This window comes from Thalassovita autumnalis (assembly GCF_001458255.1).
GTDB classification, from domain to species: Bacteria; Pseudomonadota; Alphaproteobacteria; order Rhodobacterales; family Rhodobacteraceae; genus Thalassobius; species Thalassobius autumnalis.
The window spans coordinates 32,764-53,203 of sequence record NZ_CYSB01000008.1 but is presented as its reverse complement, the minus strand read 5'-3'; the positions used below and the strand labels follow the sequence as shown (position 1 = coordinate 53,203).

Here is a 20,440-nt window from a genome sequence, read left to right as displayed (position 1 = left end):
CGCGCAACGGGAGCATAGACGTGACAGACCGCACCATTTTCCGCCTGACAGGCGATGACGCCCGGGACTTTCTGCAAGGGCTGGTGACCAATGATGTGAAGAAGCTGGATCAAGGGCTTGTATATGCCGCGCTTTTGACGCCGCAGGGCAAATACATGGCCGATTTCTTTCTGGTGCCCGAAGGTGAAAACATTCTGATCGATGTGTCCAGCGATCTGGCCGCGATGCTGTTTCAACGCCTATCCATGTACAAACTGCGCGCACAAGTGACCTTGGAAGAAACCGACCTCACCGTGAAACGCGGCACCGGCGATCTGCCTGACGGCGCTTTTGCGGATCCCCGCCACCCGGAGATGGGGTGGCGGCTGTACGGAGCTGAGGGCGGCGATGACGGCAGCGACTGGACGGCGCTGCGGGTGACCCATCTGGTGCCGGAAACCGGGGTTGAGCTAACGCCAGACTCTTTCATTCTGGAAGCGGGATTTGAACGGCTGAATGGGGTGGATTTCCGCAAAGGCTGCTATGTCGGTCAGGAAGTCACTGCGCGGATGAAGCATAAAACCGAGCTACGCAAAGGTCTGGCACGGGTCTCGGTGGAAGGTGACGCCGCCACGGGCGACAAGATCCTGAACGGCGTTAAAGAGGCAGGTGAGTTGCTGAGCCGCGCTGGGGATGAGGCGATCGCCTACCTGCGGTTTGACCGGGCTAAAGACGATATGCAGGCGGGCGACGCTGTGGTTCGGCGTCTGTAAGCAAAGACACACTTGGGCGGTCCCACCGGGGCCGCTCGGGGCATCAGCCGAGGACTACGGCCCCCTTTTCTAAACACCGGGCTTGAAATCCCATCCCCGCATGGCCATGTTGCAGATCAGACGCTGAGCCGTCAGACTTATTTGGAGATTAAGACCATGGATCACGCACGCGCCGACTAAACCCTTTTCCGGTTTTTCTTGCGAGCTGCACCATGTCTACATTCTCCGTCGCCGGCCTCAGCTGGCACACGCCTGGTGGCGATCCCCTTTTCACCAATCTGACCCTTTCATTTGGCCGACAACGCACCGGGCTTGTCGGGCGAAATGGCACGGGCAAGACGACGCTGCTGCGCCTTCTGGCAGGCACGCTGACGCCGGATGCCGGCGCCATTCAGCGGCCGCCCTCAATCGGGGTTTTGCACCAAAACCCGGAGATGATCCCGGAATTGGATCCAGCGGCCACCATTGCCGATCTGTTTGGGGTCACAGACCAATTGGCCCTGCTTGAACGCGCAGAGCGCGGCGTGGCGACTGCGGAAGACCTCGCGATTGCAGACTGGACGTTGGAGGCGCGTTTGCACGCCGCGCTGCATCGGCTGGGCCTGCACCATGCGCCCGAAACGCTGCTGGCCACACTGTCCGGCGGGCAGCGCACCCGGGCCAATCTCGCCGCGCTGATGTTTGCAGATCACGATGCGCTGCTGCTGGATGAGCCAACCAACCACCTTGACCAGGAGGGCCGCCAACATGTGGTGCAGGCCCTGCGCGATTGGCAGGGCTGCGCAGTGGTGGCCAGCCATGACCGGACCCTTCTGGGGGAGATGGACGCCATCGTCGAACTCACTAGCCTTGGCGCGGAGAGCTACGGCGGCAACTACAGTTTTTATCGCAGTACCAAGGACGCCGTTTTGCGGGCCGCCCGACAGAATCTACAGCAGGCCGCACACCGCGTGCGGGAGGTGCAGACACAGGCGCAGCGCGCCACTGAACGTAAGGCGCGGACCGACCGCCAGGGCAAGCAGCTACGTGTGTCCGGCAGCCAATCAAAGCTGCTGCTGGATGCCGCCAAGGAACGCAGCGAAGGCTCCGCCTCCTCAGCGGCCCGGCTGCACGCGCGTCAAGCTGCAGCGGCCACTGCAGACCTGCAGGCCGCGAAAGAGGCGATTGAGGTGCTGGAGCCGCTGCGGATGGAGATCCCCACCTGTGATCTGCCGCCCACCCGTGAGGTTTTGCGCATCGAGGACCTGCAGTTTGGCTATCAAACCAGCCAACCGCTGTTTTCAAACCTGTCCTTTGCCCTGCATGGCCCCGCGCGGGCGGCGATTGAGGGGGCAAATGGCGCGGGGAAGTCCACGCTATTGGCCTGCATTGAGGGACAGCTAAAGCCCCAAAAAGGCTTGGTAAATCTGTCCGTGCCGCATGCCCTGATCGATCAGGATCTCAGCCTGTTGCACCCAGACGAAACCGTGGTTGAGGCCATTGCCCGGTTGGACCCGGACGCAACGGATAACCACCGACGTGCGATGCTGGCCCGGTTTCTGTTTCGCGGCAACGCTGCGGAGCGCCGCATCGGGACGCTCAGCGGCGGGCAACGCATGCGGGCCGCGCTGGCCTGCACCTTGGGTCATAGCCAACCACGCCAGCTGCTCCTGCTGGATGAGCCAAGCAATCACTTGGATATTGAGGCGGTGGAAACCCTTGAGGCGGCGCTGAACGGCTATGACGGTGCGCTGCTGGTGGTCAGTCACGATCCAGCGTTTTTGCAAAGGATCGGGATCGAACGCCGGATCGCTATCTGAGGCACGTATCGCAAGGATTGCCAGACACAAGAAAGGCCGCCCTGATCCGGGCGGCCTTTCGAAATCACCAAGCAGCGGCTTAGGCGCGCTCGGAGTATTCCATGGTTTCGGTGTTGACCACGATCATCTCATCCTGGGCGACAAACGGCGGCACCATGACGCGCACACCGTTGTCCAGCACGGCAGGTTTGAACGAGTTCGCAGCGGTCTGGCCTTTGACAACCGGCTCCGTCTCAACGATCTGGCAGGTGACTTTCTGCGGCAGGGTCACGTTCAATGCCTCAACGTCATAATATTCGATCACAACGGTCATACCGTCCTGCAGGAAGGGGCGGCGTTCACCCAGCAGGTCGGCAGGCAATTCGATCTGTTCGAAAGTTTCGGTGTCCATGAACACCAGCATGCCGTCGCTTTCGTACAGGAACTGCTGATCTTTCTGCTCCAGGCGGACACGCTCTACCTTGTCGGCCGAGCGGAAGCGCTCGTTCAGCTTGGAGCCATTGCGCAGGTTTTTCATTTCCACCTGAGCAAAAGCGCCGCCTTTACCGGGCTTTACATGTTCCAGTTTCACAGCGACCCACAGGCCACCATCATGTTCCAGCACGTTGCCGGGGCGGATCTCGTTCCCGTTGATTTTAGGCATGTAACAAAACCACGTCGTAAGGTTGATCGGAATTTGACAGCACCTATATCTTGCGGGCAGCCCCAAAGCAAGAAGACCGACCACGGGGTGGCAAAATCGGAAGCCATGCACTGAGCGCATGGAAGCCATGCAATACAGGCCTACCCGAATCGTCACAAATCGGTCATAAGGCCCCTCACGCCAGAAACACAAGAGCAATAATAAAGGACGAATCTATGCAAGAATTCGTTGACGGCACCGCCTTTAACAACGAGCAAGGCAACCGTGCACGCAAACTGTTTGCAGCCGTTGTTTTGGCTGCGCTCGACGATGCCATTTCTGATGACAAGAAATATGGCAACGGCCCTGAACAGATCGCTCGCTGGGCGCGTTCGCGCGACGGCCGCGAAGTTCTGTCCTGCGCCGGCATCGACCCCAACGAACGTGTTGTTCAGGGGCTGATGGAGTTTGTAGGCAAAGGTGTACGTACCTCCGTCGCGCTGTCGCGCGAGGAAAGCGAGCGTCGCAACGCCGCACAGCAGGCCGAAGCCGCCTGATCCAACTGCTGCCGCAGTTGCAGACACACTCACGTCTGTCAGAAAAAACCTGTCTTCCTGGGGGAAGGCAGGTTTTCTCATTTCTGGGTGCCGGATCTGGGGTGAGCTGAGCCTGAGACGCAGAATGCAACAGGCGCGCCGCATTTGCCCTCCCCCCGCTGCGAGGCAGTTGCTATAGCAAAGAAAAGGCAGGAGGACGGCAGATGGCACGGGCAATCATGATCCAGGGCGCAGGGTCCAACGTGGGGAAATCCATGGTGGTTGCCGGGATCACGCGCGCGCTGGTCAATCGTGGGTTGACCGTGCGACCCTTCAAACCTCAGAACATGTCCAACAATGCCGCCGTCACCGAAGATGGCGGTGAAATCGGCCGGGCCCAGGCGCTGCAGGCACTGGCCGCCAAGGTTCCGGCCCATACCGATATGAACCCCATCCTGCTGAAGCCGGAAACTGATACTGGCGCGCAGGTGATCGTGCAGGGCAAACGTTTTGCCACCCTGCGGGCGCGAGACTATGCCAAAGCCAAGCCCGAACTGTTGGGCCCGGCCCTTGAAAGCTTCGACCGGCTGTGTGCTGAGGCCGATATTGTGGTGATCGAAGGCGCCGGCAGCCCTGCCGAGGTGAACCTGCGCAAAGGGGACATCGCCAATATGGGCTTTGCCGAGGCTGCGGGCGTTCCGGTGGTTCTGCTGGGTGATATCGACCGGGGCGGCGTCATCGCCCAGCTGGTCGGCACGCAGGTGATCCTGCCCAAGGAGGACGCAGAGCGGATCAAAGCCTTTGCCGTGAACAAGTTTCGCGGTGATGTCAGCCTGTTTGCCGATGGGGCGCAGGCGATTGTGGATCAGACCGGCTGGACCGATCTGGGCACCCTGCCCTGGTTTGCCGATGCCTGGCGCCTGCCGGCTGAGGATGTGATGGACATCTCCTCCAAATCCGGTGGCAGCTTGAAGATTGCGGTGCCGCGTCTGGGGCGGATCGCCAACTTTGATGATCTGGATCCGCTGTCGGCAGAACCGGATGTGAGTGTTGAGATTATCGAGGCCGGTCGCCCGCTGCCCGGCGATGCCGATCTGGTGCTGATCCCCGGATCAAAATCCACCATCGCCGATCTGGCCCATTTCCGCGCCCAAGGCTGGGACATTGATCTGCTGGCCCATGTGCGCCGTGGCGGGCACGTGCTGGGGATCTGCGGCGGCTATCAGATGCTGGGCCGAGAAATCTCGGACCCTGATGGCATCGAAGGCGCACCGAGCACAGTTCCCGGTCTGGGTCTGCTGGATGTGACTACCGTGATGAAACCGCAAAAACGTGTCGCGCTGAGCCATGCCAGTTACCGTGTGACGGGCGATGTGGTGTCGGGCTATGAGATCCACCTTGGCGTTACAGATGGTCCGGATTGCGCACGGGCCTGGCTGGACCTGGATGGCCGGCCCGAAGGGGCTGCCTCAGCCGATGACAAGATCCGCGGCTGTTACCTGCACGGGCTGTTCAGCGCGGATGACTTCCGCGCGCAGTACCTAGGGGAATTGGGGGCCACAGCCCAGATCGCCTATGATGAAGGGCTGGAACAGGTGCTGGATCAACTGGCTGCGCATATTGAGGCCCATATGGACCTCACCACCCTGTTGGAGATTGCGGCAGAGCCGAAAGCGCAGCGCTAAGTTCAGCTGAGGTCACGCGCGGTGAGGGCGCGCTGGATTTCCCGGCGCACCAGCTTGCGCACGTTGCGAGTGATCCGTTCCCCTAGTGAGCCCTGCAATTCCTGACGGACGATATCTGCCACCAATTCGCGCAGCATTTCCTCATCCAGAATGCCATCCTGCAGGCCAAGGCCAGCCAGATCCTCAAGCGCGGCGGAGGCATCCTCTTCTACGCTGTCGTAGGCCTGCGTGGTGTAAGGGTCGACTGCGTCGTAGCTCTCTTCCACAGGGGTCTCAACGGCCACAGCTGGCTCATCAAGTGCAGCGGCCTCATCCACATGTTCAGCCGCCTCAAAACCCTCATCTGCGACATCATCAGCAGCGTCGAGTTCTTCTTCGGCCTCGTCAATCACTTCTTCAACTTCATCCGCCTCAACCACATCATGGTGCAGTGCGGTGATCTCAGCTGAGGTTTCCAGCGGCTCCACACCTTCCCAGAACGGGGCCTCTTCGGCTTCGACACCCCCTACAGATTCCTGCGGCGTGTGGTCCAGCCACTCCATGCTCATCGGGGCGGCACCAAAGGCATCCTCATCATTGCCGTCTGGTTCCCACTGATCGTCGGAAACAGAAACCGCGGCCTCCAGATCGGCAAAACGATCCTCAAGGCGCACTTCCGGCGCGGCAGGCTCATCCACCTCAGCAACCTCTGCAACCTCGGCCAGATCTTCCTGCGGCTCATCGGGGTCCGACACCGCATATTCCGCACCCAGCTGCATGGTCGGCAGCGGCGTTGGCTCTGCTTCAACCACCTGCTCTGGCGCGTCGTCCGTAACGGGTTCAACGGGCTTGGCTTCACCGGGCTGTTTGCGGCCAAAACTGGTACACGCAGGCTCTTCTTCGGGGAAACGCTGTGGGGCGTCTTCGGTCGTTGCGACACGCAACGCCGGGGTCAGAACCAGTTTGTCCGCCTTAGCCTCGGCCGTTGCATCACGGCGCGATTCGTCGCCATGTTCATCGGACACAAGGCGACGGATTGAGGCCAAAACGTCCTCAATTTCAACATTGGTTACGGGATCTGACATTTACACTTCCACTCTTGCCTCTGGCTAAGTGTAGCCAAAGGCAGAGATTCTCACAACCGACCGGTCAATTTTTACTCTTTACCGATCCGGCGCAGCATTTTGTCCAGCTGACGCCCCTGAGCGCTGACCGCGGCGGGGGCTTTGTTCACCTGCTTGTAGTACTCAGCCGGATCATAGCGCGGCACGTTCAGGCGCAGGTTGTCAGCCGTCAGCAGCCCCATGTTCGCAAGCAGCGAATAGGAGGCTAGGTATTCATTTGCCACTGAGGTGATCAGGTTGGCCTTGGCGTTCAAGAGCTCCTGTTCCGCGTTCAGCACGTCCAGCGTGGTGCGCGCGCCCAGCGAGGCCTCTTCACGCACACCGTCAAAGGCGACCTGCGCGAAACGGACCTGACGATCGCCTGCCTCACGCGCGGCGCGGGCCACCTGCAGGTTGGCAAAAGCGGTGCCAGCATCCTGCGCCACCGAAATGGTGGTCAGGTGCAATGCCGAACGGGCCGCATCCCGGCGCTGAATGGCCTGACGCACAACCGAGGCCAGACGGCCACCCGCGTAGATCGGACCGGAAGCCTGAACACCAATGGAGCCTGCGCGGCTGTAGTCGCTGGAATCGAAGTTTTCGGTCAAACCGTAACGACCGGTCAGGTTTACGGTGGGCTTCATCGAAGCCTCAGCAACCGCAACGCCCAGATCGGCAGCAGCCACCTCATGTTTAGCGCGCAGAACATCGGGGTGATTGCGCTGCGCAATCGCTTTGGCTTCACCGGCGTTTTTGGCTGAAATCGGGGCGCGTGTGGGGCTGGCCAGGTTGCCAGCTTTGCGGCCTACGGCTGCCAAGAAATACTCCTGTGCGGCAACCAGATCACCCTGTGCCTGCGCCAGCGAGGCACGGGCCTGTGCCAACCGGGCCTCAGCTTGGGCGACGTCGGTGCGGGTCACTTCACCCACATCAAACCGGTCCTTGGCAGCGCGCAGCTCTTCGGTGATCACACGGACGTTGTTTTGACGCAGCGCCAGCGTTTCCGCCCCGGTGCGCACACGGGTGTAGGCATCAACAGCCTGCAGCAGCACGTTCTGTTCCACTGACACCAACGCCTGACGGGTTGCCAGAACTGATTCCTTGGCGATATCGACCTGCCCTTTGCTGGACCCGAAATCATACAGCGTCAGTGAGGCCGACAGACCAAGCGTAGTGGAGGTGCCGTTAAATCCAGCCGCCACATTGCCGGTCTGTGCCGATTGCTGCGTGCCGAACTGGCGGGTCACATCCCACGCCCAGCTAAGCACCGGACGCAACGCGGCGACGGCCTGTGCCACATCTTCGTCTGCAGCACGCAGCACCGCACGGTTCTGTTCCAAAAGGCCTGAGTTCTTGTAGGCATCTGACAGGGCACCGGCCAAAGTATCCGCCGTAGCTACCCCGGCCACCGTGCCGCCAAGGGCAGTTGTCACGGTCAATACCGCGACCTGGGCCGCCTGTTTGGATTTAATCCACGCGCGTTTCATGTCCTGCTCCCTCAAAGGCCCCGTCCGGCCTGAAATTATGATACGCCCGCCGATGTGTTATCCGTCGGGACGTTTGCCTGATATCCTCACAATGTGAAGGCCTGGTGGCGCTCAAAGCCGGGCAGTACGGGCGCCCCAGCATTGAAAGCAAACCGCCATGACATCACACCGTCGATCTTATATCCGATTTTAACTGTGCCCAGCGCACCTTCGACCATCAGCGCGGCAATCCGGCCACCCTCTTTCACCTGATCAATGATGGCTTCAGGCAGATGTTCGGCTGCGCCCTGCAGCACAACCACATCATAGGGCCCGTGTTTCGCGGCCCCTTCTGCCAGCGCACCAACATGCACCGCAACATTGTCAGCACCTGCACGTGACAGGGCAGCCTGCGCCTCATCAGCGCGGGCTTCGTCATCTTCGACGGCCACAACCGCTTCGGCCATGCGCGCCATCACAGCAGAGGAATAGCCCAGCCCACAGCCCAGATCGAGCACCAGCTCATCTGCCTGAATGTCTAGCGCGTCGAGCATCTTGGCTAGGGTGCGCGGTTCCAGCACCACTCGAGAGCCGCCCAGATCGACGTTTTCTTCAACATAGGCAGAGTCAATTTTGTCGGCCGGCACGAACTCTTCGCGCGGCACGGAAAGCATCGCCTCGATGATCGGGAATTTGGTCACATCTGACGGGCGGATCTGTGTGTCCACCATCATGGTGCGGCGCGCGGTAAAGTCTGTCATTTACTAAACTCTTTCGTTCAGATTGGTGATCTATAGTGTGTCACATCACCATTCAAGCGGCAACGCATAACAATCGGCGAAAACCAGCTAAGCACTTAAAAATGAGGCCCTTGAAGAAGAAGGGCGACCCGCATGGGCCGCCCCTTATTTTTCAGGTGTTGCCTTGGGGTGACATCACAACAGGGCCTGCCAAGGGGCCTGCTGGAAATGATAGGCCTCGCCTGCGCGCTGCACCCGGCCCAATCCGGGGAAGTCCAGATGCATACCCGCCACCAGCAGATTGTCCGCCGCAGCCCGATCCAGGAACCGCTTGCGACTCTCAACCGTTAGCGCCGGGTCGCCGTCAAACACCACCGTCCATTCCGGATGTGCCATCTGCAACGTAGTCATGTGGATCAGATCGCCCCAGATCAACAGGCTGTCATCGCCTGAGTTTAGCTGGAACCCGGCATGGCCCGGCGTGTGGCCCGGCATCGGCACCGACAGGATCCCGCTTGAAACCTCTTCCTCCCCGGTGAAGAACCGCATGCGATCCGCGTAGGACGCAACAGAGGTCCGCGCAATATGGAAGAAGCCGCGATTTTCCTCAGGCACCGAGGCAAAAACAGCCTCATCATGCCAGAAGTCCCATTCGGACTGCGCCACAACCAGTTCCGCATTGGGGAACATGGCCGCGCCACTGCCATCCACGACGCCCGCGACATGATCCAAATGCAGGTGGGTCAGCAGAACCTCATCAATATCGGCCGGTGTCACACCCAAAGCTGCCAGCGCCGGCAACAACCCGCCCCCGCCCGGCCCCATCGTGGCCGCCGCACCGGCATCAATCAGGGTTTTGCGACCGTTCATCTCAACCAGATAGCCGTTGACCGGGATCTGCAGCCCCTGGAACCCTTTGGGATAGCCAGCCGCCATCAGGGCTTGATCAGCCTGCGCTGGATCCAAGCCAACCACCAACTCCGGTGCAATCGCGATATGGCCATCCAGCAGCGCCGTCACCGTGGCCTCCCCCAACCGGAACCGGTAAACCCCCGCAGGCTGCCCCGCAGCCCCTGAGGTGGCCAAAGCCGCGCGCGGCATCCCAAGGGACGCGGCCCCAGCCGTCGCCCCCACCAACATCTGCATCACTGTTCTGCGTGAAAAAGTCATAAGCAACTCCTGCAATATCTCTCTGGATTTCCTGTGCCAAATGAACGTATTTCAATGAAACGCGGCAGATAAGCCGCGCAAATACGATAGCACATATAAGAGATCACGATACCTTGGACCGCCTCAGCCTGCTTGACACCCTTGTGACCGCCCTGGATGAGGGCAGCCTCAACCGCGCTGCCAAACGGCGTGAAATGACACAATCCGCCGTCAGCCAGCAGATCGCACAGCTTGAGGCGCTGCTGGGCCAGCAATTGCTGCTACGCACACCACGTGGGGTCAAGGCCACCCGCGCCGGGGATCTGGTTGCCAGCCACGCCCGGCGCCTGCTGTCAGGCTATGACCACCTGCGCGCCGATCTGGCCGGGTTGGATCAATCTTTGAGCGGCACGTTTCGCATCAGCGTCAGCACCTTTCTGGGGCGCATGGTGGTGGGCCCCGCGCTGCTGGATCTGGACAAGGCCCACCCTGACCTGACCTTTGTGATGCGGACGGAAGACCGTTTTGTTGATGTGATCCGGGAAAACTACGATCTGGCGATCCGCAGTGGCCGCCTGGGTGATACCGACGGCTACGCCCGCAAAATCGCTGAGTTGGAGGCGGTTCTGGTCGCCACGCCGGGCTATCTGGATCAGGTCGGCAGGCCCCAAAAACCGGCAGATATGCATCGGCTGAAACTGATCCTGCGCAATGAGGAACATGAGGCTCCTTATATGGCGCTGTTTCGCAATGGTGCCGAGCATCAGGCGCCGATCCGGGTCGGCTTTACTGCGGATGATCCCGACCTGATCCTGCGCGCGGTGCTCAACGGATCAGGCTACACGCGGGTGCCTAAAATCCTGATTGCGGATGAGCTACAAAGCGGCGCACTGGAGGTGATCCTGCCGGACTACCCCCCTGCCCCGAAAGAGATTTTTGCCGTCTACCCGTCGCGCCATGCCAGCGGCCGCCGCCTGCCTGTTGTGCTGAACACCATCCAGTCGCGCCTGAATGATCTGCCCCAAGAGATCCCTGCCGACCCGCAGCCCGCGCCCGCCCCACCCGCCGTGACCCTGAACTGAACCAAGCAGCGAGAAGAATATCGAAAACCCTCTGGACACTCCTTTGGGAAACCTCTAAATCACCCCAACAAGTCGCGGCACAGCCGCACTTGGGTGACACACCACATGAGGCGAGTTGGCGGAGTGGTGACGCAGCGGATTGCAAATCCGTGTACACCGGTTCGATTCCGGTACTCGCCTCCATTTAAAAACAATCACTTACATCACTCCTTGCCGTGCTTGAGGCCCTACGTTTACAGGGGCGTTTACATTTTTGTGTCTTGAGACAGTGATTTCGCTCGATTGAGCTTGCGCAGAACCGCATCGCTTTCGTCCGGGCTAACCTGCGCATAATGCTCGATTACCTGCGCCGCGTAGCGAACCGACCACCCCATCAGAACTGCGATTTGGCGCAAAGACAGATCGGCATTCAGCAATCTTGTCGCCGCTGTCCCGCGCGTATCGGACAAAGTCTTCTCGCGCCCATCGATCCACGGTGGGATCTCCGCTTCGCGCCGCCACTTGGTGATCTGGTTCGATGCCCAACGGGCCGTCAAAGGCCTGCCAAGCTCTGACACCAGCAGCACATCTTGGCCCTCCGGCGTCTCTGCGATCAGTTTCTCAAGGGCTGAAGTGGCCGGGATATATGCGATCTGGCCGCGCTTACTGGTCCTGAAACGAAGGCGCTTGCCGTGCGGCGTGTCTTCGAATTGGTCCATTTTGACCTGAACCAGATCAGCTGCCCGCAAACCGGTTTCGCATCCTGCGGTAAGGATCCTCTGCACCCATTTCGGCGCGTGCTTATTGAACTGCGCTATGTCGCCACTCGTCCAAATGATCTCAGTCCGGTTCGATTGGTAGAGCTTCTTGAGCTTGTGACAGTGGTGCTCTTTCAGCTTCCCCTCCTCCACCGCCCAATTCAGAACGCGTGTCGCATGGGTACCCGCCATGTCGTGCTGCTTGGGGGAATGAAGCCACTTCTTGCGCCAATTGTTAACCTCGCCCCGCGAGGCGCGCTCTTCGAACATCGCGACAGGATCGGCACCGAACTCCTCGCGAAACAGCTCCAGCCACTTGCGGATATCCGCCTTTGAACGCTCAGCTTTAGGCAGGGACGCACTGGACAGAAAATCGTCGACTAAGTGAGTCGTCAGGTATTCGTCCGGGCTCACGGGCGAACCGCACTGCGAAAACGCATGGAAGAATTCGGGTTCCTTTGGGTTTGGGTCCGTCCCTTCCCAAAATTTGGGGCCACCCCGCCAAGCATAGAAATGGTAGCGAACACCGGACACGACCTTGCGCCGGACACGGTGGACGCCCTTGGGGAAGTTACTTCTGGGCACGACGCGCTCTCCGCTGTGCAACGAGGCTCGGTTGCGAAGCGGCCTCGCGTTCTGCCGCGCTGATACCCTGAACAGCATCCAATCGCGCGCGGATGAGTTTCGGATCATACCACCCGCGCCGACCGGGCACCGGAGCGATACCCGTCCTACGGCAGAAGTCATAGAAGGACGCGCTCGGCTCACTGTAGCCGAAGAGAAGCGCAAGCTCTGGGGTCGGAATCAGCTGAATATGGCTTGGGCTCATTTTTCAGCCCTCTCACCCACGGCTTCTTGCCGCGACATGGCTGCCCGCAAACAAGACACCACCTGAGCGCCCTGTGAGCGTAAGTTCCGCACAGCCTCCTCTTCGAGCCAGGCTTTCACGTCCGCTGGAAGGTTAAGTTTGAACTGGGTTGTCTTCATATTTACACCTCAACAAAAGGACATAAAATGTCCATATCATTGAGGACAAATATTGTCCATCATGCAATCATGAAAGAAGAAGCCTTGGTCCAATTCAAACTCTTGCTTCCTGCCGCGCTGAAGAAGCGTCTGGAAACGCATGCCACACTGAACCGGCGCAGCCTGTCGCAGGAAATCGTCGTCGCTCTTGAGGAGAAGTACCCGGCTGCAGAACCGGATGCGACGTCGGATCCAGCCGCGCGGCTGCTGTTCTGGCTCGCCAAACGCATCCGTCGAAGAAACCCAAAGCCTGGGACGCCAAGGGACAAGCAAGCCGCCCTGTATGAGCGCATTGCGGGCGATATCGCGGAACGCATGAAAGACATCGGGGAATAGCCCTAGTAGGCCACCCACTCATATCCGTGGTTACCTTCGTGATCTTCCCATTCCACGCCAACTCCTCGTCGCCAATTCGATGATGAACAGCGCCGTGACGGCAGAACCCATTGCGGGGCGGCCGCTGGTGTCGTGCTTTGCCAGCCGAATTCGCCCTGCGTGCCATAGGTCCCGAGGCGCATGTTGTAACTCTCAGAACAATCATCGTCGCGACCGCGTTCGCGATGGCTGTAGTGCCGAACATCCCAGACACGAATCGAGCGTACGAAATCGAATTCCAGACCACTGATGTCGATATCGGCACCACCTTCGACTACCTGTGCCAGAATGACTTGTGCGAGCTGCTGACCTGATTGGTTGCTGGCCTCCCAGATTTTCGGGGCCGTGCTTTGCAAAGGCACACGCTCAGAAACACCCATCGGACAACGCCAGATTTGCAACGGCGGCTCAATCGGCCAGGGCGTGATCCGACGGATAAACACGGCACGGGCATGGGCACATTCTGCTGACGCGGGCCACCCACCAGCCAGGCAAAGCAGAATGGCGCAGTCAACCTGATAGGCCTTAGCCGCCTGCGGAGCCACAGCTGAGAGCAGAGCCACGACAGCTCCAGCGCTCCAATTTCTGATAAGTCTGGACCACATATCAATAAATGCCTTTCGACTACATTACCGCATTATTGTTAAGCTACCTGAAATCCCGACCTTTACACCATATGCGAGCATAGTGTTTGTGATGCTCGCGCGCGTTTTGTGGAATATATTCCGTAGAGCGGTTCTTGTGATCTGGCCGAATAGAGGCCATGAAATTACGGGAACGAGTAGGGTTAAATGTCCGGAATCTAAGAAATTCCAGAGGATTGAGCCAAGAACAGCTAGCTTTGGCTGCGGATGTAGATCGCAGCTATATCAGCGAGATCGAACTCGCCAAAAATTCAGCATCAATCGATGTTCTGGAGCGGATCGCACTTGCTCTCGAAATCGACCCACAAGAGTTATTAAACAAGAGGGGCTGATATTGCCCGAAATTACGAGTGTTCGCACAACGGCCGAAGCCATCGGCCGTATTTCATGCATCAAAACAGGTGAAGAAATCGGCCTTCTGTATCGCTGGGACAACGGCGAGACGCAGGCTGCGTTGCACAATGACGGCGAGCCTATAGCGCAACACAACTCAGAGCTTACCACTGAACCAGACATTGGTGGAAAACGCAGCTAACGGCCGGAAAGAGCCCAGAGTCCTAGATTCTGCACGCCACGCAAATGACCTGAATCCGCTGCACAAAGCTGTCGTTCGACCTTTTTCAGCCCCGATTTAAGGGGAAGCTCACGCCGCCGCCGAGTTTTCCCGAAAGCGGCCACTGCTTGCTGGCCTCCGTCGCGTGACAAAATGTTGTCAGTACGCAAATGCAAATACACGAATTTGTGTGAAGCGAAGATTCTTATTGAACCTCCAGTTGGTGTAGGTTGTACCTGTCTTATGGAGCATGCGGCACATAATACGCAAATTGACTATTAGGACGGAGACAAGTTCAACATGTTGACAAGACGCCATTTCATCGCAACCACGACTGCTCTTTTTTCAGCCCCGCTGGCGTCGCCCGCTTTCGCCAACACATGGCCATCTGCGTCGCAAAAGGCTACCTGGGACGCGCAAGTTACTCCAGAAAACTTCGTTCTTGAGACATCTAACCCATGGGATCTTGCACCGCGTTTCCTGCCGCAACGGGTCGAGGCGCGGGATGGGCTGGTGCCTGGCGATATCCACGTCGATGCTGTCGCAAGATACCTCTACCACATCGAAGAAGGTGGCACGGCGATGCGATACGGCGTCGCGATTGCGCGCGGCAATCTTTATGAACCGGGCACCTATACGGTGCGCCGTCTGGTTGAGTGGCCGCATTGGACACCCACCCAATCAATGATCGAGCGTGACCCTGTGAACGCCCAGTGGGCTGACGGCATGGAGCCAGGTCCGACAAATGCCCTCGGCTCCCGTGCGATTTACCTCTACGTGGGCCAGCGTGATACGTATCTACGTATTCATGGCACGCCTCACCCCAGATCGATTGGGGGCCGCGCGAGTTCAGGCTGTGTTCGGATGGTGATGGCGCATATCAATGCGCTTTATCCAAATGTCGAAATGGGTTCGACTGTATATCTTTACTCCGCTTCGGATAGCGTGCTCTCAACTAGCTGACAGTCAAAGCATCGTCGATCACAGCAAACGAATGAAAATGGCTCTGATGAATTTAGGGCCGTTTTCGTTGTTACGTCTCAGCGGGCTGTTGAATGCAAATGTGACGGCTATCAGAGGTCCTGAGTGGCAGAGGTGTTCTTTCAACCGGGCCATTGTGCATGTACCAAAAGCAATTGTCGTCGGGGCGCAGGAAGGCCGACATAATGTCCTGATTGGGCCCTGCAATTGCAATCACTTCCTCAGGTATAGAACGTGTCGGGCTTGCGGCTTCAGGCTCGGTCATGGTGACCGCGCAAGCGCTCACGAGCGGTATAAGTGTGAATACGGCTGCACTTCGCTTGATCATCTTTTGGCTCCATTTACCTGAATATTGTTGCTTCGCTGATATGATGAAAGCCATACGATATTCAAGCTTTCCCGCCGTCGGCCTCAAAACTTGCTCCGGCGCGATGTTCGAAGGTGACTATTTGAGGCAGGTTTTCGCGGTTCAAACGAAAATCGGACGCGTTGTCATTTTTCTTCTTGAAGCTCTAGTTGCTGTAGCTCGTATCCTAATCAAAATAGTCGCGAATCTGAGGATAACTCATGCCACACGATGCTGCTCATCATGATCACGATCATGCCGCTTCTTCGCCTGATACAGGCACAAGTTGCTGCGGTGGTGATGCTGTTCCGCCAACGCAAGTCAGCGCCTCCGACGGGCGTAGTTTCCACGTCAGCGGTTTGGACTGCGCGGAAGAGGTCTCGATCCTCAACCGCGTCGTCGGACCAAAGGTCGGTGGAGCGGAGTACCTCGCCTTTGATGTTATCAACGCGCGCATGACGGTTCTGGATGGTGGGACGAACCCGTCGTCGAAACAGATTATTGATTTGGTTGCTTCAACAGGCATGACGGCTAAGCCGTGGGATGCCGAGGACGCCAGCGCCGATCAGGCTGCACATTTGAAGAAACAAAAGCAGTTTACGATGTTGAGCGGAGGCTTTTGGGCGGCGGGGTTCATTTACCACCTCGTTGAAACCGGGATTGGCGGGGCCATCGGCATCTTTGCCGGCCATGGGGAATCCGCGATGCCAATGGCGGAGGTTGCCTTGTTCGCTGGCGCAATTCTATTCGGTGTGTGGCTGGTGGCACCTAAAGCATGGTCGTCTGCGCGCCGGATCTCTCCTGATATGAACCTGTTGATGGTGGTTGCCGTTGCCGGTGCCATTGGGCTTGGAGAATTCTTTGAGGCCGCAACTGTTGCGTTTTTCTTCTCACTCTCGCTCTATCTTGAAAGCTGGAGCGTCGGGCGGGCACGCAACGCTGTCTCGGCGCTTCTCGACCTCGCGCCTGCGACGGCGCGGGTAATAAACGAGGATGGGTCTGAGACGGATATTCCCGCCGCGGCCGTCGCTGTCGGAACCAAGTTCATCGTGCGCGGTGGGGACCGCATTCCCCTGGACGGAGAAGTTGTCGGCGGGGCGGGAGCTGTCGATCAGGCGCCCATTACGGGTGAAAGCGCTTTGGTGCCAAAAGAGGCGGGCGACGATGTTTACGCGGGCACCATCAATGGTGAGGGCACGTTGACCGTACGGGCAACGATGGCCGCGTCTGACACGGTTCTGTCCAAGATCATTCGCATGGTTGGCGATGCACATTCGCGTCGCGCTGAGGTCGAACAATGGGTGACAAAGTTCGCCCGCATTTACACTCCAGTTGTGATGGTGTTTGCCATTTTCATTGCCTTAATCCCGCCACTTGTCGCGGGCGGCGACTGGGGCTTTTGGTTCTATAACGCGCTGGTTTTGCTGGTCATCGCCTGTCCATGTGCCTTGGTGATCTCGACCCCAGTGTCCATTGTTGCATCGCTTGCGGCATCCGCCCGAAATGGTGTGCTGATCAAAGGCGGGGCCTATGTCGAAGCCCCCGGGCGCACCACTGCGTTGGCAATGGACAAGACCGGTACGATCACCATGGGTGAGCCCGAGGTTGCGGCCATTTATCCGCTTGGTGGCACAACCGAAGCCGAATTGATGGCACGGGCCGTGGCCCTCGAAGCGCGTTCCTCACATCCTCTAGCACGGGCTATCCTTGGCCGTGCAGAGCGGGACGGAATAAAAATCGTCGCCGCCGAGGATACCCGAACCGTCCCTGGGCGCGGCCTTGAGGGTCAAATGGGCGGTCAGTCCATCTGGCTCGGCTCAGACCGGTTTGCCGAGGAAAAGGGTCTTGGCGGGAATATTCCGGCTGATCTGCGCAATCAGATCGAAGGCGCTGGAAGCACGCTTGTGGCGATCGGTGATGCAAACGGCGTCAACGGCGTTCTCGAACTGCGCGACCGGATCCGGCCAGATGCCAAGGGCATTGTCGCGCGTTTGCACGCACAAGGTGTCAAAAAGATCGTGATGCTGACCGGCGACAACGCGGCCACGGCAAGAGCAGTGGCTGCCGAGGTGGGCATAGATGAGGTGCGGGCCGAACTCCTTCCCGAGGATAAGGTCACGGCCATCGAAGAACTGGTGGCGCAATATACGACCGTCGCGATGATCGGGGACGGAGTGAACGACGCACCGGCAATGGCGCGTGCGCATTACGGCATAGCAATGGGCGCAGTTGGGTCGGATGCTGCGATTGAAACGGCAGACATTGCTTTGATGACGGACGATATTGGCAAACTTCCATGGCTGATCGGGCATTCGCGCAGGACCATGTCGATCATCAAACAGAACATCGGGCTGTCCCTTGCAACCAAGGCCGTCTTCGTCGTGGCGACTGCCTTCGGTATGGCATCCATGTGGGGCGCGATTGCGGCAGACGTCGGGGTCTCGCTTCTCGTTGTCGCCAACGCCTTGCGATTGATAGGAGCACGCGACGGCGACCAAGGACCGCGCAGCGGAGAGCAAGTTGGCGAGGAAATGGCAAAAGGCGCGCTGGCACACGGCCATTGATCGGTGAAAGGCAACGCTGTATCCGATAGGCACAACGAACCTCCAAAGAAGAGGCATAGGGCAGTGATGATAACAAGATTACCGAGACGGCTTTTCCTATCTGGTGCGGTGGCTACATTCTTGGCCGGATGCGCCAACAAATTCAGGTCGTACACTGGCCCTGATGTGACACGCCTGCGCCTCTACAAATCTCAACGACTGCTCGTTCTCGATGGCGCGCAGGGTGTGTTGCGCACTTTCCCGGTCGGGCTTGGTTTTGCCCCCGAAGGACACAAGCAATTCGAGGGCGACGGACGCACGCCCGAAGGAACCTACACCATCGATCGCCGAAATCCCGAGAGCCTGTTTCATCTCTCAATAGGCATTTCTTACCCCAATGCCGAAGACCGTGCTTTCGCGGCTGCTCAGAGCCGGTCTCCAGGGGGTGATATCTTTATCCACGGTGGCCCGAGGCGGGGCATTGATCCGACAAATAAGCAGGACTGGACCGCAGGATGTATTGCGGTCACCGATCGGCAGATTGAAGAGATTTATGCCATGGTGCGCGATGGAACGCCCATCGACATTTATGCCTGAAAACGTGCCCTCCGCAGCGGATACAACAAAAGTACCCCCACGCCACACACGACAAATACATCGGCAAGGTTGAAGGCCGGCCAATACAGGCCAGCGATGTGGAAGCTCAGAAAGTCGGTAACGGCTTGAAATCGGAAGCGATCTACGACGTTACCGAGTGCGCCGCCAATGATAGCACCAAGCGCGACAGCTTCGATGTGATTGTCGCTGCGAAAAAGCATCACGCCGAGAACAGTGCATATCACGAGCGCCAATGCCGACAGTCCCCACCAAGGCATGCCCCCGAACATCCCGAAGCTAACCCCATCATTTTGAACATACACAAGGTCGAAAATGGGTAAGATTTGAATGCCGGTGGCAAACGAGGATGCGTTGTCCATGACAAAGAACTTCGTGACTTGATCCACGAAAAGAGCGATCAACACTGTAGTCAGGCCGGGAAGGATGAATATCTTCATCGTTTTTTACCCGAGCCAGACGTCCAAAAACAGCATGATGACCAAGCCGATCGCAAGGCCGAGCGTGGCCTTGTTCTGATGACCGCTTCGGTGGGTTTCAGGAATGATCTCGTGACTGATAACGTAGAGCATCGCGCCTGCCGCAAACGCCAAACCCCAAGGGAGAAGCGGTTCCGAGATCGTGATGATCCCCGCACCCAAAAGTCCGCCAATGGGTTCAACCATGCCAGTTAATGCGGCGATCCCCCAAGCCCGGACTTTCGAATACCCTTCGCCGAGCAGTGACACCGCGACGGCCAGACCTTCGGGCGCATTCTGCAGCCCGATCCCGATGGCAAGCGGCATACCGCCTGACACACCGTCTGCGCCAAAGCCGACGCCCACCGCCAGCCCTTCGGGAAAGTTGTGGATCGTGATGGCGATGATGAACAACCACACCCTGCGGAGCGATGCTGCCTCAGGCCCTTCGCGACCTGTGCTGAAATGCTCATGCGGTAGTTTCTCGTTCATGAGTGCCACGGCACCCATCCCAAGAAGGATCGCAATACACACAATTGCGGCCGGTGCTGCCTCGTTCACATATCGCAATTCAGCCGCATCAAGAGCAGGAATAATCAGCGAAAAGAAGGATGCAGCAAGCATCACGCCCGCCGCGAAACCAAGTGACAGGTCTCGGGTAGCGCGAGACGGCACGCGACCAAAAAGCACGGGTATTGCGCCAATGGCCGTCATTGAGCCTGCGGCAAGACTACCCAGAAATCCGAGCATAATAGGGGAGAGAGTGTCCAAATTCAGATCTTTCGTTTCAAATGGCTTCAATCGCCAGAATAGCTTGAGAAGACTTCTGTCGACCCGTCGTTGTTGATGAGAAACACGTCGTAGGCCTCACGCCAGCGGCTCTGATCCATACCAGGTGAGCCAAGTGGCATGTCCGGCACCGCGAGGCCTATTGCGTCCGGCCTTTCGCTGAGTAACCTGCGAATATCATCTGCTGGCACGTGGCCCTCGATCACGTAGCCCTCTACCAGACCCGTGTGACAGGACACCATTCTTTGCGGAACGCCATTATCGAGTTTGAAGCGTACAAAAAGGCCCGCAAACATATCTTCACCTGTGGGTTCGAAGCCGTTTTCTTCGAGGTGTTTCATCCACGCTAGGCAGCAACCGCAACCATTCGTCTTAACGACTTCAATTGGGGTCGTTTGGGCAATCGATTGCCCAGCCAATGCGAGCGTGAGCAAGGCGGAGAGTGAGAGTTTTTTCATTA

Annotated in this window: 21 protein-coding genes and 1 tRNA gene; 12 read left to right on the top strand and 10 right to left on the bottom strand. The window is 58.5% G+C overall.

The features are described from left to right. Positions 1–20 precede the first annotated feature (20 nt). Together ygfZ and TL5118_RS02780 are read left to right on the top strand one after the other, a co-directional pair. Positions 21–752: a CAF17-like 4Fe-4S cluster assembly/insertion protein YgfZ gene (ygfZ, locus tag TL5118_RS02785; RefSeq protein ID WP_058243082.1), complete on the top strand. Its 732-nt coding sequence runs from the start codon at positions 21–23 to the stop codon at positions 750–752. A gap of 212 nt (positions 753–964) precedes the next feature. Then, positions 965–2,551 (top strand): ABC-F family ATP-binding cassette domain-containing protein, encoded by a 1,587-nt coding sequence (locus TL5118_RS02780; protein ID WP_058243081.1) that lies wholly within the window; start codon positions 965–967, stop codon positions 2,549–2,551. A gap of 79 nt (positions 2,552–2,630) precedes the next feature. On the opposite strand, the gene efp is transcribed toward TL5118_RS02780, so the two are convergent. Continuing rightward, positions 2,631–3,194 carry an elongation factor P gene (gene efp, locus TL5118_RS02775; protein WP_058243080.1) on the bottom strand — a complete coding sequence of 188 codons (564 nt, stop codon included), beginning with the start codon at positions 3,192–3,194 and terminating at the stop codon, positions 2,631–2,633. 215 nt (positions 3,195–3,409) lie between these two features. Here efp and TL5118_RS02770 point away from each other — a divergent pair, with 215 nt between their 5' ends. Both TL5118_RS02770 and TL5118_RS02765 read left to right on the top strand, forming a co-directional pair. Beyond that, complete coding sequence (locus TL5118_RS02770; RefSeq protein ID WP_058243079.1) at positions 3,410–3,730, top strand: DUF6280 family protein; 321 nt, start codon at positions 3,410–3,412, stop codon at positions 3,728–3,730. A 203-nt stretch (positions 3,731–3,933) separates the two neighbouring features. After that, entirely contained in the window at positions 3,934–5,394 is a 1,461-nt protein-coding gene (locus tag TL5118_RS02765) for a cobyric acid synthase (protein WP_058243078.1), read from the top strand. Positions 5,395–5,396: 2 nt separating this feature from the next. On the opposite strand, the gene TL5118_RS02760 is transcribed toward TL5118_RS02765, so the two are convergent. From TL5118_RS02760 to TL5118_RS02745, 4 genes are all read right to left on the bottom strand, one after another. Next, positions 5,397–6,458 carry a hypothetical protein gene (locus TL5118_RS02760; protein ID WP_058243077.1) on the bottom strand — a complete coding sequence of 354 codons (1,062 nt, stop codon included), beginning with the start codon at positions 6,456–6,458 and terminating at the stop codon, positions 5,397–5,399. 71 nt (positions 6,459–6,529) lie between these two features. Continuing rightward, complete coding sequence (locus TL5118_RS02755; protein ID WP_058243076.1) at positions 6,530–7,963, bottom strand: TolC family outer membrane protein; 1,434 nt, start codon at positions 7,961–7,963, stop codon at positions 6,530–6,532. 86 nt (positions 7,964–8,049) lie between these two features. Beyond that, positions 8,050–8,703 (bottom strand): protein-L-isoaspartate O-methyltransferase family protein, encoded by a 654-nt coding sequence (locus TL5118_RS02750; protein ID WP_058243075.1) that lies wholly within the window; start codon positions 8,701–8,703, stop codon positions 8,050–8,052. A gap of 174 nt (positions 8,704–8,877) precedes the next feature. Beyond that, positions 8,878–9,852: an MBL fold metallo-hydrolase gene (locus TL5118_RS02745; RefSeq protein ID WP_058243074.1), complete on the bottom strand. Its 975-nt coding sequence runs from the start codon at positions 9,850–9,852 to the stop codon at positions 8,878–8,880. Between the two features lie 113 nt (positions 9,853–9,965). On the opposite strand from TL5118_RS02745, the gene TL5118_RS02740 reads away from it, so the two are divergent. Next, positions 9,966–10,913 (top strand): LysR family transcriptional regulator, encoded by a 948-nt coding sequence (locus TL5118_RS02740; protein WP_082626234.1) that lies wholly within the window; start codon positions 9,966–9,968, stop codon positions 10,911–10,913. 109 nt (positions 10,914–11,022) lie between these two features. Next, positions 11,023–11,096: transfer RNA gene (locus TL5118_RS02735), tRNA-Cys, on the top strand. A gap of 62 nt (positions 11,097–11,158) precedes the next feature. Here TL5118_RS02735 and TL5118_RS02730 read toward each other — a convergent pair. Beyond that, positions 11,159–12,235 carry a tyrosine-type recombinase/integrase gene (locus TL5118_RS02730; protein ID WP_082638138.1) on the bottom strand — a complete coding sequence of 359 codons (1,077 nt, stop codon included), beginning with the start codon at positions 12,233–12,235 and terminating at the stop codon, positions 11,159–11,161. 471 nt (positions 12,236–12,706) lie between these two features. Between TL5118_RS02730 and TL5118_RS02720 the strand changes: the two genes are divergently transcribed. Beyond that, positions 12,707–13,012, top strand: a complete 306-nt coding sequence (locus TL5118_RS02720; RefSeq protein ID WP_131727396.1) for a hypothetical protein — start codon at positions 12,707–12,709, stop codon at positions 13,010–13,012. A 2-nt stretch (positions 13,013–13,014) separates the two neighbouring features. Here TL5118_RS02720 and TL5118_RS20835 read toward each other — a convergent pair whose 3' ends face one another. Then, positions 13,015–13,656, bottom strand: coding sequence for a hypothetical protein (locus TL5118_RS20835; protein ID WP_082638137.1), 642 nt, complete (start codon positions 13,654–13,656; stop codon positions 13,015–13,017). A gap of 158 nt (positions 13,657–13,814) precedes the next feature. Between TL5118_RS20835 and TL5118_RS02710 the strand changes: the two genes are divergently transcribed. The 5 genes from TL5118_RS02710 (at position 13,815) to TL5118_RS02685 (ending at position 18,715) form a co-directional block, all read left to right on the top strand. After that, positions 13,815–14,027, top strand: a complete 213-nt coding sequence (locus TL5118_RS02710; protein WP_058260738.1) for a helix-turn-helix domain-containing protein — start codon at positions 13,815–13,817, stop codon at positions 14,025–14,027. A gap of 2 nt (positions 14,028–14,029) precedes the next feature. After that, positions 14,030–14,230: a hypothetical protein gene (locus TL5118_RS02705; RefSeq protein WP_058260737.1), complete on the top strand. Its 201-nt coding sequence runs from the start codon at positions 14,030–14,032 to the stop codon at positions 14,228–14,230. 318 nt (positions 14,231–14,548) lie between these two features. Next, on the top strand, positions 14,549–15,211 hold the full coding sequence (locus tag TL5118_RS02700) for a L,D-transpeptidase (protein ID WP_025054197.1): 663 nt from the start codon (positions 14,549–14,551) through the stop codon (positions 15,209–15,211). 585 nt (positions 15,212–15,796) lie between these two features. Further along, the gene (locus TL5118_RS02690) at positions 15,797–18,139 is read left to right on the top strand and encodes a heavy metal translocating P-type ATPase (protein WP_058243067.1); all 2,343 of its coding nucleotides are present in this window, start codon (positions 15,797–15,799) and stop codon (positions 18,137–18,139) included. 66 nt (positions 18,140–18,205) lie between these two features. Further along, positions 18,206–18,715, top strand: a complete 510-nt coding sequence (locus TL5118_RS02685) for a L,D-transpeptidase family protein (protein ID WP_037969026.1) — start codon at positions 18,206–18,208, stop codon at positions 18,713–18,715. On the opposite strand, the gene lspA is transcribed toward TL5118_RS02685, so the two are convergent. Genes lspA through TL5118_RS02670 form a run of 3 tightly spaced genes read right to left on the bottom strand, consistent with a single transcriptional unit; the run spans position 18,706 to position 20,438 of the window. After that, the gene (gene lspA, locus TL5118_RS02680; RefSeq protein ID WP_025054193.1) at positions 18,706–19,173 is read right to left on the bottom strand and encodes a signal peptidase II; all 468 of its coding nucleotides are present in this window, start codon (positions 19,171–19,173) and stop codon (positions 18,706–18,708) included. The two genes, TL5118_RS02685 and lspA, sit on opposite strands and share 10 nt — an antisense overlap. Before the next feature lie 6 nt (positions 19,174–19,179). Then, positions 19,180–19,962: a ZIP family metal transporter gene (locus TL5118_RS02675; RefSeq protein ID WP_025054192.1), complete on the bottom strand. Its 783-nt coding sequence runs from the start codon at positions 19,960–19,962 to the stop codon at positions 19,180–19,182. A gap of 26 nt (positions 19,963–19,988) precedes the next feature. After that, positions 19,989–20,438 carry a DUF411 domain-containing protein gene (locus TL5118_RS02670; RefSeq protein WP_025054191.1) on the bottom strand — a complete coding sequence of 150 codons (450 nt, stop codon included), beginning with the start codon at positions 20,436–20,438 and terminating at the stop codon, positions 19,989–19,991. Positions 20,439–20,440: the final 2 nt, after the last annotated feature.

Coding starts and splice junctions, on each gene's coding strand:
- TL5118_RS02760 (WP_058243077.1), bottom strand. CDS start 6,458: ATGTCAGATCCCGTAACCAATGTTGAAATTGAGGACGTTTTGGCCTCA.
- TL5118_RS02720 (WP_131727396.1), top strand. CDS start 12,707: ATGAAAGAAGAAGCCTTGGTCCAATTCAAACTCTTGCTTCCTGCCGCG.
- efp (WP_058243080.1), bottom strand. CDS start 3,194: ATGCCTAAAATCAACGGGAACGAGATCCGCCCCGGCAACGTGCTGGAA.
- TL5118_RS02750 (WP_058243075.1), bottom strand. CDS start 8,703: ATGACAGACTTTACCGCGCGCCGCACCATGATGGTGGACACACAGATC.
- TL5118_RS02700 (WP_025054197.1), top strand. CDS start 14,549: ATGTTGACAAGACGCCATTTCATCGCAACCACGACTGCTCTTTTTTCA.
- TL5118_RS02685 (WP_037969026.1), top strand. CDS start 18,206: ATGATAACAAGATTACCGAGACGGCTTTTCCTATCTGGTGCGGTGGCT.
- TL5118_RS02770 (WP_058243079.1), top strand. CDS start 3,410: ATGCAAGAATTCGTTGACGGCACCGCCTTTAACAACGAGCAAGGCAAC.
- TL5118_RS02690 (WP_058243067.1), top strand. CDS start 15,797: ATGCCACACGATGCTGCTCATCATGATCACGATCATGCCGCTTCTTCG.
- TL5118_RS02765 (WP_058243078.1), top strand. CDS start 3,934: ATGGCACGGGCAATCATGATCCAGGGCGCAGGGTCCAACGTGGGGAAA.
- TL5118_RS02710 (WP_058260738.1), top strand. CDS start 13,815: ATGAAATTACGGGAACGAGTAGGGTTAAATGTCCGGAATCTAAGAAAT.
- TL5118_RS02780 (WP_058243081.1), top strand. CDS start 965: ATGTCTACATTCTCCGTCGCCGGCCTCAGCTGGCACACGCCTGGTGGC.
- TL5118_RS20835 (WP_082638137.1), bottom strand. CDS start 13,656: ATGTGGTCCAGACTTATCAGAAATTGGAGCGCTGGAGCTGTCGTGGCT.
- TL5118_RS02670 (WP_025054191.1), bottom strand. CDS start 20,438: ATGAAAAAACTCTCACTCTCCGCCTTGCTCACGCTCGCATTGGCTGGG.
- TL5118_RS02755 (WP_058243076.1), bottom strand. CDS start 7,963: ATGAAACGCGCGTGGATTAAATCCAAACAGGCGGCCCAGGTCGCGGTA.
- TL5118_RS02745 (WP_058243074.1), bottom strand. CDS start 9,852: ATGACTTTTTCACGCAGAACAGTGATGCAGATGTTGGTGGGGGCGACG.
- lspA (WP_025054193.1), bottom strand. CDS start 19,173: ATGAAGATATTCATCCTTCCCGGCCTGACTACAGTGTTGATCGCTCTT.